The following is a 13,009-nucleotide window of genomic DNA, read 5'->3' on the forward strand; positions in this document are numbered from 1 at the left end:
CGTAATGCCGTCGTTATTGAAAGAAAAACAACAAAAATATCGCCTGGAGGGCAAGATATGCCTTCGTCACTCGACCGCACCGACCGCGCCCTGCTCGCCGCCCTGCAGGACAACGCCCGTCTCACCGTTTCCGAACTCGCCGACCAGGTCGCCCTGACCACCTCGCCCTGTTGGCGACGGGTCAAGCTGCTGGAGGACGACGGCTACATCACCGGTTACCAGGCCATTCTTTCGCCTAAATCACTGGGCTTCGGCGTGACCGCGTTCGTCAGCATCATGATGGATTCGCACACCAAGGAGATCGCCCTGGCGTTCGAGCGGCGGCTGATGGAGATCCCTGAGATCGTCGCGTGCCACAACATCTCGGGACGCTATGACTTTCTGCTGGAGATCCTGGCGAGGGATCTGGAGTCGTTCGGGGAGTTCACCCGGGAAGTGCTGCAGCGGTTGCCGGGGGTGAAAGAGATCTATTCGAGTTTTTCGTACAAGGCGGTGAAGGAACGGCGGGTGATTCCCGTGTCGGAAAAACACATCTGAGGCAGCGCTGCGCCCGCCCCCTCTGGCGCCCATCGGCCTAGCCAAATGCCTCTTTGACCAGGCTGTCGAACATGCTGTAGGCCGACAGCACCTCGCGGGCAAGCCCGCTCTTACAGGTATCGCTTGGCACCTGTAAGAGCGGGCTTGCCCGCGATGTACCGCAAGGCGGCCCCAGCAAGTGGCGTGAAGCTACCGCTTAAATCGCGCCACGCTGACGCAGCACATCCAGCACCTGCTTCACGCCTTCATCGACGCTGACCGACTGGGTGTCGATCACCAGGTCCGCATCCAGCGGCACGTCGAACGGGAAGCTCTCGCCCGGGATGTTGTCGCCACCGGCGGCGTAAAGCCCCTGCGGATCGCGCTCGCGGCACACCAGCGGCGAAGCCTGGACATACACGGTGATCAGCCGCTCCTTGCCGATCAGCGCCTTGGCCTGCTCGCGGCCTTCGGCATCCGGGGCGACGAACGCCGCCAGGGTCAGCAGCCCGGCTTCGTTGAACTGGCGCGCCACATGGGCGGCGCGGCGCCAGTTCTCGGTGCGGCCGGAGCGATCCTGCGGCAGGCCCTTGTTCAGGTCGTGACGCAGGTTCTGGCCATCGAGCACATAGACCGCGCGGCCCATGTCGAACAGCTTGCGCTCCACGGCATAGGCCAGGGTGCTCTTGCCGGCGCCGGACAGGCCGCTGAACAGCACCGTGGCCGGCTGCTGGCCGAAGCGCAGGGCGCGCTCCTCGGTGGTGACGTGGGCCAGCTTGCCGTGCTGGCCGGAGCCACCGTGCGGCAGCACCGGTGGGGCGATGATCATCCCGGCGCCGACGGTGCCGTTGGTCAGGCGGTCGATGACGATGAACGCACCGGTGGTGCGGTTGCTTTCGTAACCGTCCAAAGCGATGGCGCTGTCCAGCGCGACCTTGACCCGGCCGATCTCGTTGAGCTGCAGCGCGCTGGCGGCGCCCTGCTCCAGAGTGTTCACGTCGACCTTGTGGGTAATGCTGGCGATCGAGCCCGGCACATAGCTGGTGGCGCGCTTGATATCGTATTTCTTGCCCGGGAGCATCGGCTCTTCGGCCATCCACACCAGCATGGCGTCGAACTGGTCGGCGACCTGCGGGACGTTGTCGGCGTGCACCAGCAGGTCACCACGGGAGATGTCGATCTCGTCTTCCATGGTCAGGGTCACGGCCTGGCCGGGGCCTGCGTTCTCCAGCTCGCCTTCGTAGGTGACGATGGACTTGACCCGGCTCCTCTTGCCCGACGGCAGCACCACGATCTCGTCGCCCTTGTGCACCACACCACCGGCGATGGTGCCGGCAAAGCCGCGGAAGTTCAGGTTCGGACGGTTGACGTACTGCACCGGGAAACGCAGGTCGGTGACGTTGCGGTCGGCGGCGATCTCGACGGTCTCGAGGATCTCCATCAGCGCCGGGCCCGTGTACCACGGCGAACGCTCGCTGCGGTTGACCACGTTGTCGCCCTTGAGCGCCGACATCGGCACGAAGTGCAGGCTCGACGGCTTGAGGTCGATGCCCTCGGCGAACTTCAGGTAGTCGGCCTTGATCGACTCGAAGACCTGCTCGTCGAAACCCTTGAGGTCCATCTTGTTGACCGCGACGACGATGTGCTTGATGCCCAGCAGGGAGGCGATGTAGCTGTGCCGGCGGGTCTGGGTCTGCACGCCGTAGCGGGCGTCGACCAGGATGATCGCCAGGTCGCAGGTCGAGGCGCCGGTGGCCATGTTGCGGGTGTACTGCTCGTGGCCCGGGGTGTCGGCGATGATGAACTTGCGCTTGGCGGTGGAGAAGTAGCGGTAGGCGACATCGATGGTGATGCCCTGCTCGCGCTCGGCCTGCAGGCCGTCGACCAGCAGCGCCAGGTCGACCTCTTCACCGGTGGTGCCGGATTTTTTCGAATCGCGGGTGATGGCCTCGAGGTGGTCCTCGTAGATCATCTTCGAGTCGTGCAGCAGGCGCCCGATCAGGGTGCTCTTGCCGTCGTCGACGTTGCCGCAGGTGAGGAAGCGCAGCAGCTCTTTACGCTCGTGCTGGGCCAGGTAGGCGAGGATGTCCTCGCAGATCAATTCGGATTGGTGCGACATGATGGAACCCTGAAATTAGAAGTAGCCTTGGCGTTTTTTGTCTTCCATGGAACCGGCGCCATCGTGGTCGATGACGCGGCCCTGGCGCTCGGACGTACGGGTCAGGAGCATCTCCTGGATGATGTCCGTCAGGGTTTCGGCTTCGGACTCGACCGCGCCCGTCAGCGGGTAGCAGCCCAGGGTACGGAAACGCACTTTCTTCTTGACGATGCGCGCCTTCTCCTCGTCGCTCAGGTGCTCGAGGATGCGCTCGTCGTCGATCATGATCAGGGTGCCGTTCTTCTCGATCACTTCGCGCTCGGCGGCGAAGTACAACGGCACGATCGGGATGCCTTCGAGATAGATGTACTGCCAGATGTCCAGCTCGGTCCAGTTCGACAGCGGGAACACGCGGATCGACTCGCCCTTGTTGACCTTGCCGTTGTAGATGTTCCACAGCTCGGGGCGCTGGTTCTTCGGGTCCCAGCGGTGCTTGCTGTCACGGAACGAGTAGACGCGTTCCTTGGCCCGCGACTTCTCTTCGTCGCGGCGCGCGCCACCGAAGGCGGCGTCGAAACCATGCTTGTCCAGCGCCTGCTTCAGGCCCTGGGTCTTCATGATGTCGGTGTGCTTGGAACTGCCATGGGTGAACGGGTTGATGCCTTGCGCCACGCCCTCGGGGTTGACGTGGGTGATCAGCTCCAGGCCCATCTCTTCGACCATCTTGTCGCGGAAGCGGTACATCTCCTGGAATTTCCACTGGGTGTCGACGTGCATCACCGGGAACGGCAGCTTGCCCGGGAAGAACGCCTTGCGCGCCAGGTGCAGCATGACCGCGGAATCCTTGCCGATCGAGTACAGCATCACCGGGTTGTCGAACTCGGCGGCCACCTCGCGGATGATGTGGATGCTCTCCGCCTCCAGCTGTTTCAAGTGCGTCAGATTGTCGACCATGGCTACTCACGAAAAACGATCTTATGGACGGCCTGCGGGCCGTGTTCGAGCGAGCCACTTTATCACAGCACCTGATTCTATTTAGGAGGGTGGCTAGATCGAAACAATCTAACGATATGACTAGGGGTTTGGGCCATGCGAGGCGCCTGTAGGCGCGGCCTTGTGTCGCGAAAGGGCTGCGTAGCAGCCCCGGGATTTCAGCGTTGATGCATAGATCGCCGGGGCTGCTTTGCAGCCCTTTCGCGACACAAGGCCGCCCCTACAGGAAAGCATATCCGCCGCCCGCGATGGGTCAGATCGGATTCGGGCAGTCGATGAACAGGTGCTCCAGCGCAAACCGCCGCGCCAGGTAATCGCCCAGCGCCTGCACGCCATAGCGCTCGGTGGCGTGATGCCCGGCGGCAATGAAACTGATGCCGTTTTCGCGGGCACTGTGGAAGGTCTGTTCGGAGGCCTCGCCGCTGAGGAACAGATCCACCCCGGCGGCGATGGCGGTGTCGATGTAGCCCTGTCCGCCTCCGGTGCACCAGCCCACGCGGCGGATCATCCGCTCGCCCTCGACCAGCAGTGGTTCACGGCCCATGGCCTCCTGCACCCGGCGAGCGAAGTCCCGAGCCGACAGGGGTTCGGCCAGCGAACCGACCAGGCCGACCACCTTGGGGTTGTTCGGGTCCAGCGGGCCTTCGACGGTGATGTCCAGCTGACGCGCCAATTGCACGTTGTTGCCCACTTCAGGGTGCACGTCCAACGGCAGGTGGTAGGCCAGCAGGCTGATGTCGTGCTTGAGCAGGGTCTTCAGTCGCCGCTGCTTCATCCCGGTGATGCAAGGGTCTTCACCCTTCCAGAAGTAGCCATGGTGCACCAGCACCAGGTCGGCCTCGGCTTCGACCGCGGCGTCCAGCAGCGCCTGGCTGGCGGTCACGCCGGTGACGATGCGGCTGACCTGGGGGCGGCCTTCGACCTGCAGGCCGTTGGGGCAGTAATCCTGGATCTTCGCGCTGGCCAGGTAGCGTTCGGCTTCCTCGACCAGGGTATTGAGGGCGACGGCCATGAAAAATCTCCTCGAATTCGGCGTTGCGGCAGGGCGCGAGGCCCTATAATGGCCGCCATTATGGGCCGTCGTCGGTTTCGGGGGAACCGGCGGCAGTCGCCTGGGGGATCCAAGCCATCGCGGGCCAAGCCCGCTCCCACGCCACCTCGTCACACTGTGGGAGCAGGCTTGGCCTGCGATCGAGCAGAGCCGTCGCCGATCGTTGTGTTCACGTGTATGATCGCGCGCGCTTGCCCCGGGCCTCACTGATCCGGCCCCCGCCCGACTCCCAGGATTCATTCATGTTCAAGGCTCTGCGTTACTTCGGCTGGCCCCTGCTCACAGGCGTGCTGATCGCCGTACTGATCATCCAGCGCTTCCCGCAATGGGTCGGCCTGCCCAGCCAGGACGTCAACCTGCAGCAAGCGCCGCAAACCACACGAATCATGCAAGGCCCGGTGTCCTACGCCGACGCCGTGACACTGGCCGCCCCCGCCGTGGTCAACCTGTACACCACCAAGGTGGTGAACAAGAGCGCCCACCCGCTGTTCGAAGACCCGCAGTTCCGCCGCTTCTTCGGTGACAACCTGCCCAAGCAGCGCCGCTGGGAATCGAGCCTGGGTTCGGCGGTGATCATGAGCCCCGAAGGTTACCTGCTGACCAACAACCACGTCACCAGCGGTGCCGATCAGATCGTCGTGGCCCTCAAGGACGGCCGCGAGACGCTGGCCCGGGTGATCGGCAGCGACCCGGAAACCGACCTGGCGGTGCTCAAGATCGACCTGAAGAACCTGCCGGCGATCACCATCGGCCGCTCCGACAACATTCACATCGGTGACGTGACCCTGGCGATCGGCAACCCGTTCGGCGTCGGCCAGACCGTGACCATGGGCATCATCAGCGCCACTGGCCGCAACCAGCTGGGGCTGAACAACTACGAAGACTTCATCCAGACCGACGCGGCGATCAACCCCGGCAACTCGGGCGGCGCGCTGGTGGATGCCAATGGCAACCTGGTGGGCATCAACACGGCGATCTTCTCCAAGTCCGGCGGTTCCCAGGGCATCGGCTTCGCCATCCCGGTCAAGCTGGCGCTGGAGGTGATGAAGTCGATCGTCGAGCATGGCCAGGTGATCCGTGGCTGGCTGGGCATCGAGGTTCAGCCGCTGAGCCAGGAGCTGGCCGAGTCGTTCGGCATGCAGGGTCGCCCGGGTATCGTGGTGGCAGGCATCTTCCGCGATGGCCCGGCGGCGCGCGCGGGGCTGCAGCTGGGTGACGTGATCCTGAGCATCAACGGCGAACCGGCCGGTGACGGGCGCAAGTCGATGAACCAGGTGGCGCGGATCAAGCCCAACGAGAAGATCACCATCGAGGTGGTGCGCAATGGCCAGCAACTGAAGCTGGTGGCCGAGGTGGGGCTGCGGCCGCCACCGGCGCCAGTGGCCACGAAGGAAGAGAAGTAAGGCTACACGGAGCTCCTTGTAGGAGCGGCCTTGTCTCGCGAAAGGGCCGCAACGCGGCCCCAACGGCATTTGTGGCGAAGCTGAGATTCTGGGGCCGCTGCGCAGCCCTTTCGCGACACAAGGCCGCTCCTACAACGACCGCGCCAGCCGCACCAAAAGGGTCGCAAAGCGACCCCGATTGCATCAATGCAGGATCTGGCTGAGGAACAGCTTGGTCCGATCACTGCGCGGTCGGTCGAAGAAGTCATCCGGCGCCGCCTGCTCGACGATCTCCCCCTTGTCCATGAAGATCACCCGGTTCGCCACGGTGCGGGCGAAGCCCATCTCGTGGGTCACGCAGAGCATGGTCATGCCGTCTTCGGCCAGGCTGACCATGGTGTCGAGCACCTCCTTGACCATCTCCGGGTCCAGTGCCGAAGTCGGTTCGTCGAACAGCATGATCTTCGGTTTCATGCACAGCGCCCGGGCAATCGCCACCCGCTGCTGCTGACCACCGGACAACTGGCCCGGGTACTTGTGCGCCTGCTCCGGAATGCGCACGCGCTCCAGGAAGTGCATGGCGATTTCCTCGGCCTTGCGCCGTGGCAGCTTGCGCACCCACATCGGCGCCAGGGTGCAGTTCTCGAGAATGGTCAGGTGCGGGAACAGGTTGAAGTGCTGGAACACCATGCCCACCTCGCGGCGGATCGCCTCGATCTGCTTGAGGTCGCTGGTCAGCTCCACGCCATCGACGACGATGCGCCCCTGCTGGTGCTCCTCCAGGCGGTTGAGGCAGCGGATGGTGGTCGACTTGCCCGAGCCGGACGGCCCGCACAGCACGATGCGCTCGCCCTGGCGCACGTTCAGATTGATGTCCTTGAGCACATGGAACTGGCCGTACCACTTGTTCACGCCCTGCATCTGGATGATGCCTTCGGGGCCGGCAGGCTGCTTGATCGCTTCACTCATTTCGAAACTCCTAACGCTTGTGGCCAGTGTCCAGCTTGCGCTCCAGGTGCATGGAGTAGCGGGACATACCGAAACAGAAAATCCAGAACACCAGGGCGGCGAACACGTAGCCCTCGGTGGCCATGCCCAGCCAGGTCGGGTCGGCCGCCGCCTGCTTGACGCTGTTGAGCAGGTCGAACAGGCCGATGATGATCACCAGGCTGGTGTCCTTGAACAGGGCGATGAAGGTGTTGACGATGCCGGGGATCACCAGCTTGAGCGCCTGGGGCAGGATCACCAGGCCCATCGCCCGCCAGTAGCCCAGGCCCATGGCCGCAGCGGCTTCGTACTGGCCCTTGGGGATGGCCTGCAGACCGCCGCGCACCACCTCGGCGATGTACGCCGACTGGAACAGGATCACGCCGATCATGGCCCGCAGCAGCTTGTCAAAGCTCATGCCCTCGGGCAGGAACAGCGGCAGCATCACCGACGACATGAACAGCACGGTGATCAGTGGCACGCCACGCCAGAACTCGATGAAGGTCACGCAGACCACCTTCACCGCCGGCATGTTCGAGCGCCGCCCGAGGGCCAGCAGGATACCCAGCGGCAAGGCGCCGACGATGCCCACGGTGGCGATCACCAGGGTCAGCATCAGGCCACCCCACTGACTGGTGGGCACCGTGTCCAGGCCCAGCACGCCGCCGTGCAGCAGGACGTAGGCAAGGATCGGGTACAGCACCAGGAAGCCCAGGCCGTACACGGCCTTGCGCGGGAAGCGCTTGATGAACAGCGGTGCGGCGCCGAGCACGGCGAGCCAGACGGTCAGGTCGACGCGCCAGCGCAGCTCTGTCGGGTAATAACCGTACATGAACTGGCCGAAGCGCTGCTGGATGAACACCCAGCAGGCGCCTTCCTTGGTGCAGTCGGCGCGGGTGGTGCCGACCCAGTTGGCATCGATGAACGCCCACTGCACCAGCGGTGGCACGATCAGCCAGACCAGATACAGGGCGAACAGTGTCAGCAGCGTGTTCAGCCAGCTGGAGAACAGGTTGGCCCGCATCCAGGCGAGCGCGCCGACGGTCTTCACCGGTGGCGGCATGTCAGGTTTGAAAACATGGGCTGTCACGGATGTACCCTCACCGTTCGATCAGCGCGATGCGCTTGTTGTACCAGTTCATCAACAGCGAAATGGTGATGCTGATGGCGAGATAGACGCTCATGGTGATGGCGATCACCTCGATGGCCTGGCCGGTCTGGTTGAGCACGGTACCGGCGAACAGCGAGACCATCTCCGGGTAGCCGATACCGGCCGCCAGCGACGAGTTCTTCGCCAGGTTCAGGTACTGGCTGGTCAGCGGCGGAATGATCACCCGCAAGGCCTGGGGAATGATCACCTTGCGCAGCGTCGGGCCTTCGCGCAGCCCCAGCGAGCGGGCCGCCTCGGTCTGGCCGTGGCTGACCGAACGGATGCCGGAGCGCACGATCTCGGCGATGAACGCCGCGGTGTAGACGGTCAGCGCCAGGGTCAGGGCCAGCAGCTCGGGGATCAGCACCCAGCCACCGACGAAGTTGAAGCCCTTGAGCTGAGGCACTTCCCAGTGCACCGGACTGCCGAACAGCAGCGTGCATACGCCGGGGATGCCGATGAACAGCAGCAGGCCGACCCAGAACTTGTGGAACGGCTCGCCGGTTTCGTCGAAGCGCTTGTTGGCATGGCGCACCATCGCCACGATGGCGACGATCGCCAGGGCCAGCGCCGCCACGAACGGCCAGAAGCCTTCGGCCATCGAGGCGCCGGGCATGTTCAGGCCGCGGTTGCTGATGAAGAAGGTGTCGTCGATGTTGATGCTGCCCCGTGGCCCCGGCAGGGTCAGGAACACGGCGAAGTACCAGAACAGGATCTGCAGCAGCGGCGGGATGTTGCGGAAGGTCTCGACGTACACCGTCGCCAGCTTGTTGATCATCCAGTTCGGCGACAGCCGCGCCACGCCGATGACGAAGCCCAGCAGCGTTGCCAGGATGATGCCGATGAAGGTCACCAGCAGCGTGTTGAGCAGGCCGATGACGAACACTCGGGCGTAGCTGTCCGATTCCACGTAGGGGATCAGGTGCTGGGCGATGCCAAAGCCGGCGCTGCGCTCGAGGAAGTCGAAGCCCGAGGTGATGCCCCGATGCTGCAGGTTGGTTTGAGTGTTGTGGAACAGGTACCAGCCCAGTCCCACCACGAAAACCACGGTGAGGATCTGGAACAGCCACGCGCGCACACGTGGATCACTAAGGGAAAACCCTTTCCGTGCGCCGATTTGATTTTGCATGAAGTGCCCCGAAAAGAAGGGATTCGAACGACCCGCGGCGGCAGGATGCCGCCGCGGGGGGCAGCCATCAGCGCACAGGTGGCGCGTACTGGATGCCGCCGTTGTTCCACAGGGCGTTCATGCCACGGTCGATCTTCAGGTCGGTGCTCTGGCCAAGGTTCTTCTCGAACACTTCGCCATAGTTGCCGACTTGCTTGACGATCTGCACTACCCAGTCCTTGGGCAGCTTGAGGTCCTTGCCGTACTCGCCGTCGGCGCCCAGCAGGCGGGCGTTGTCAGGGTTCTTGGTGGACTTGGCCTCAGCCTCGACGTTCTTCGAGGTGATGCCGGCCTCCTCGGCATTGAGCATGGCGAACAGGGTCCACTTGACGATGCTGAACCACTCCTCGTCGCCCTTGCGCACCACCGGGCCCAGCGGCTCCTTGGAGATGGTTTCAGGCAGCACCACGTAGTCGGTCGGCGCGGCCAGCTTGGAGCGCTGGGCGAACAGCTGCGACTTGTCGGAGGTCAGCACGTCGCAACGGCCGGACTCCAGCGACTTGGCGCTCTCGTCGGAGGTGTCGAAGGTGATCGGGGTGTACTTCAGGCCGTTGGCGCGGAAGTAGTCGGACACGTTCAGTTCGGTGGTGGTGCCGGCCTGGATGCAGATGGTCGCGCCATCGAGCTCCTTGGCGCTGGAAACGCCAAGCTTCTTGTTGACCAGGAAACCGACGCCGTCATAGTAGGTGACGCCAGCGAACACCAGGCCCATGCCGGCATCGCGCGAACTGGTCCAGGTGGTATTACGCGACAGCACGTCGACTTCGCCGGACTGCAGCGCGGTGAAGCGCTCCTTGGCGTTGAGCTGGCTGAACTTGACCTTGGTCGCGTCACCGAACACGGCGGCGGCCACGGCGCGGCACACATCGGCGTCGATGCCGACGATCTTGCCTTGCGCGTCAGGCACGGAGAAGCCTGGAAGACCATCGCTCACGCCACACTGGACGAAGCCCTTCTTCTTCACCGCGTCGAGTGTGGCGCCGGCCTGGGCGAAGCTGGTGGCGCCCAGCGCGGCGGCGGCGGTCAGGACTGCCAGGGTGGTTTTCAACATCTTCATCAACAACCTCCAAATCGCTCTTGTTGTATGAGCCGGAATTGCACCGCACCCTTATGAGGCGCATCCGACCCCTTGTTGGCTTGTTTTTGGGTCAATTGGCGCAATGGGCTGTTCTGTGACAGCCTTCAATCCACACGAAGGGTGTTACCGCGACTGGCCCACTCCTACGCATGCGAAGGACATAGCAAAGGGCGTACCACAGTCGAGGGCTAAAGCGATTAAGCGAGCGTCAAGTAGGAAAAGTTGTAGAGTTGCGACATCTTTTTCTGGCATTAACCCCCATCGCCTTTTTTTTACGCACTCAATCCGTACGTGCGCACTTTTTCGGAGCAGTCATGACCAACCCGCTGATTCTCGAACCGCAGAAGACCGCCGACGCCTGTGTGATCTGGTTGCACGGCCTGGGCGCCGACCGTTACGACTTTCTACCGGTGGCCGAATTTCTCCAGGAGCGTCTGCTCGGCACGCGCTTCGTCATGCCCCAGGCGCCAACCCGCCCGGTGACCATCAATGGCGGCTACCAGATGCCCAGCTGGTATGACATCAAGGCCATGACCCCGGCCCGGTCCATCGATGAGGCCCAGCTGGAAGCCTCGGCCGCGCAGGTGATCGAACTGATCGAAGCCGAGCGGGCCAAGGGCATCGACCTGTCGCGCATCTTCCTCGCCGGTTTCTCCCAGGGCGGCGCGGTGGTGCTGCACACGGCCTATATAAAGTGGCAGGAAGCCCTGGGCGGGGTCATCGCCCTCTCGACCTATGCCCCGACCTTCACCGACGGCCAGCAACTGAGCGCCTGCCAGCAGCGCACGCCGGCGCTGTGCCTGCATGGCGTGCATGACCCGGTGGTGATCCCGTCCATGGGCCGTACGGCGTTCGAATACCTCAATACCTGGGGCGTGGCCGCGCGCTGGCATGAGTACCCCATGGAGCATGAAGTGGTGGTCGAGGAACTGAACGACATCCACGACTGGCTGAACCGCCAGCTGCAATGACCCCGGCTCGCCTGTAGCCCACCGAGCATTCCACTACGCCGCGCCCGATTCTTGCATTACACTGCCCGGCGTACATTCCTTAACCAGTTGACGAGACGATCGTGCTCAAGGCACTCAAGAAAATATTCGCCAAGGGAGACGCCGCGCCACAGGCCACCGAGCCCGTCGCCGTGACTCCACCCGCACCGGCCTCGCCGCCGGCCGCCCCGAAGCCTCCGGCGCGCGAAAGCGCCAAGGCGCCAGCCAAACCGACCGACAAGCCTCGTGCCGAGCCCGCCGCCAAAGAGAAGCCGCGCCGCGAGCGCAAGCCAAAGCCCCAGGCCAGCCTGTGGAAGCCCGAGGACTTCGTGGTCGAGCCACAGGAAGGCAAGACCCGCTTCCACGACTTCAAGCTCTCCAACGAGCTGATGCACGCCATCCATGACCTCGGTTTCCCCTACTGCACGCCGATCCAGGCCCAGGTCCTGGGCTATACCCTGCGTGGCCAGGACGCCATCGGCCGGGCCCAGACCGGCACCGGCAAGACCGCCGCGTTCCTGATCTCGATCATTTCGCAGCTGCAGCAGGTGCCTCCGCCCAAGGAACGCTACATGGGCGAACCCCGGGCGCTGATCATCGCCCCGACCCGCGAGCTGGTGGTGCAGATCGCCAAGGATGCCCAGGCGCTGACCAAGTACACCGGCCTGAACGTGATGAGCTTCGTCGGCGGCATGGACTTCGACAAGCAGCTCAAGTCGCTCGAAGCCCGCCACTGCGACATCCTGGTGGCCACCCCGGGCCGTCTGCTGGACTTCAACCAGCGCGGCGAGGTGCATCTGGACATGGTCGAGGTACTGGTGCTGGACGAAGCCGACCGCATGCTCGACATGGGCTTCATCCCCCAGGTTCGCCAGATCATCCGCCAGACCCCGCCGAAGAGCGAGCGCCAGACTCTGCTGTTCTCCGCCACCTTCACCGACGACGTGATGAACCTGGCCAAGCAGTGGACCACCAACCCGGCCATCGTCGAGATCGAGCCGGAGAACGTGGCCAGCGAGACCGTCGAGCAGCATGTCTACGCGGTGGCCGGCAGCGACAAGTACAAGCTGCTGTACAACCTGGTCACGCAGAACAAGTGGGAACGGGTGATGGTATTCGCCAACCGCAAGGACGAAGTGCGGCGCATCGAGGAAAAGCTGGTGCGCGACGGCGTCAACGCCGCCCAGCTGTCGGGCGACGTGCCGCAGCACAAGCGCATCCGGACCCTGGAGAGCTTCCGCGAAGGGCGCATCACCGTGCTGGTGGCCACCGACGTGGCCGGCCGCGGCATTCACATCGACGGCATCAGCCATGTGATCAACTTCACCCTGCCGGAAGATCCGGACGACTACGTGCACCGTATTGGCCGTACCGGTCGGGCGGGCAGCAGTGGCGTGTCGATCAGCTTTGCCGGCGAGGATGATTCGTACCAGCTGCCGGCGATCGAGGAGCTGCTGGGGCGCAAGATCAAGTGCGAGATGCCGCCGGACGAGCTGTTGAAGCCGGTGCCGCGCAAGCATCATTGATCTTCAAGGCCGCTCACCTCCCTGTGGGAGCGGCCCTTCGCGGCACAAGGCCGCTCCTACAGAAAGCGACC

11 protein-coding genes are annotated in these 13,009 nt (G+C 63.9%); 4 read left to right on the plus strand and 7 right to left on the minus strand.

The window, feature by feature from the left end; all coding sequences use genetic code 11:
* The first annotated feature begins 57 nt into the window (after positions 1-57).
* On the plus strand, positions 58-537 hold the full coding sequence (locus N7422_RS14485; RefSeq protein WP_279807163.1) for an Lrp/AsnC family transcriptional regulator: 480 nt from the start codon (positions 58-60) through the stop codon (positions 535-537).
* 196 nt (positions 538-733) lie between these two features.
* On the opposite strand, the gene cysN is transcribed toward N7422_RS14485, so the two are convergent.
* The 3 genes from cysN to N7422_RS14500 form a co-directional block, all read right to left on the minus strand.
* A complete protein-coding gene (gene cysN, locus N7422_RS14490) occupies positions 734-2,635 on the minus strand; it encodes a sulfate adenylyltransferase subunit CysN (protein ID WP_279807164.1) in 1,902 nt (633 codons plus the stop codon).
* Positions 2,636-2,650: 15 nt separating this feature from the next.
* A complete protein-coding gene (gene cysD, locus N7422_RS14495) occupies positions 2,651-3,568 on the minus strand; it encodes a sulfate adenylyltransferase subunit CysD (protein ID WP_011535568.1) in 918 nt (305 codons plus the stop codon).
* A gap of 292 nt (positions 3,569-3,860) precedes the next feature.
* Positions 3,861-4,619, minus strand: a complete 759-nt coding sequence (locus tag N7422_RS14500; protein WP_279807165.1) for a Nif3-like dinuclear metal center hexameric protein — start codon at positions 4,617-4,619, stop codon at positions 3,861-3,863.
* Positions 4,620-4,900: 281 nt separating this feature from the next.
* Here N7422_RS14500 and algW point away from each other — a divergent pair, with 281 nt between their 5' ends.
* The gene (algW, locus tag N7422_RS14505; protein WP_279807166.1) at positions 4,901-6,061 is read left to right on the plus strand and encodes a Do family serine endopeptidase AlgW; all 1,161 of its coding nucleotides are present in this window, start codon (positions 4,901-4,903) and stop codon (positions 6,059-6,061) included.
* 183 nt (positions 6,062-6,244) lie between these two features.
* On the opposite strand, the gene N7422_RS14510 is transcribed toward algW, so the two are convergent.
* The 4 genes from N7422_RS14510 to N7422_RS14525 all read right to left on the minus strand — a co-directional run bounded on the left by N7422_RS14510 (position 6,245) and on the right by N7422_RS14525 (position 10,402).
* Entirely contained in the window at positions 6,245-7,009 is a 765-nt protein-coding gene (locus N7422_RS14510; protein WP_279807167.1) for an amino acid ABC transporter ATP-binding protein, read from the minus strand.
* 10 nt (positions 7,010-7,019) lie between these two features.
* On the minus strand, positions 7,020-8,117 hold the full coding sequence (locus N7422_RS14515) for an amino acid ABC transporter permease (protein WP_279807168.1): 1,098 nt from the start codon (positions 8,115-8,117) through the stop codon (positions 7,020-7,022).
* A 10-nt stretch (positions 8,118-8,127) separates the two neighbouring features.
* A complete protein-coding gene (locus N7422_RS14520; RefSeq protein WP_279807169.1) occupies positions 8,128-9,306 on the minus strand; it encodes an amino acid ABC transporter permease in 1,179 nt (392 codons plus the stop codon).
* A 67-nt stretch (positions 9,307-9,373) separates the two neighbouring features.
* The gene (locus tag N7422_RS14525) at positions 9,374-10,402 is read right to left on the minus strand and encodes an amino acid ABC transporter substrate-binding protein (protein ID WP_279807170.1); all 1,029 of its coding nucleotides are present in this window, start codon (positions 10,400-10,402) and stop codon (positions 9,374-9,376) included.
* A 335-nt stretch (positions 10,403-10,737) separates the two neighbouring features.
* Here N7422_RS14525 and N7422_RS14530 point away from each other — a divergent pair, with 335 nt between their 5' ends.
* Together N7422_RS14530 and rhlB are read left to right on the plus strand one after the other, a co-directional pair.
* The gene (locus N7422_RS14530) at positions 10,738-11,394 is read left to right on the plus strand and encodes an alpha/beta fold hydrolase (RefSeq protein WP_279807171.1); all 657 of its coding nucleotides are present in this window, start codon (positions 10,738-10,740) and stop codon (positions 11,392-11,394) included.
* A gap of 101 nt (positions 11,395-11,495) precedes the next feature.
* Positions 11,496-12,938, plus strand: coding sequence for an ATP-dependent RNA helicase RhlB (gene rhlB / locus N7422_RS14535; RefSeq protein WP_279807172.1), 1,443 nt, complete (start codon positions 11,496-11,498; stop codon positions 12,936-12,938).
* Positions 12,939-13,009 lie beyond the last annotated feature (71 nt).

This window comes from Pseudomonas sp. GD04091, assembly GCF_029836165.1.
Lineage (GTDB): Bacteria > Pseudomonadota > Gammaproteobacteria > Pseudomonadales > Pseudomonadaceae > Aquipseudomonas.

Bases quoted from the DNA above. Each gene is read 5' to 3' on its own strand.
- N7422_RS14485 (WP_279807163.1), top strand. From the start codon at position 58: ATGCCTTCGTCACTCGACCGCACCGACCGCGCCCTGCTCGCCGCCCTG.
- cysN (WP_279807164.1), bottom strand. From the start codon at position 2,635: ATGTCGCACCAATCCGAATTGATCTGCGAGGACATCCTCGCCTACCTG.
- cysD (WP_011535568.1), bottom strand. From the start codon at position 3,568: ATGGTCGACAATCTGACGCACTTGAAACAGCTGGAGGCGGAGAGCATC.
- N7422_RS14500 (WP_279807165.1), bottom strand. From the start codon at position 4,619: ATGGCCGTCGCCCTCAATACCCTGGTCGAGGAAGCCGAACGCTACCTG.
- algW (WP_279807166.1), top strand. From the start codon at position 4,901: ATGTTCAAGGCTCTGCGTTACTTCGGCTGGCCCCTGCTCACAGGCGTG.
- N7422_RS14510 (WP_279807167.1), bottom strand. From the start codon at position 7,009: ATGAGTGAAGCGATCAAGCAGCCTGCCGGCCCCGAAGGCATCATCCAG.
- N7422_RS14520 (WP_279807169.1), bottom strand. From the start codon at position 9,306: ATGCAAAATCAAATCGGCGCACGGAAAGGGTTTTCCCTTAGTGATCCA.
- N7422_RS14525 (WP_279807170.1), bottom strand. From the start codon at position 10,402: ATGAAGATGTTGAAAACCACCCTGGCAGTCCTGACCGCCGCCGCCGCG.
- N7422_RS14530 (WP_279807171.1), top strand. From the start codon at position 10,738: ATGACCAACCCGCTGATTCTCGAACCGCAGAAGACCGCCGACGCCTGT.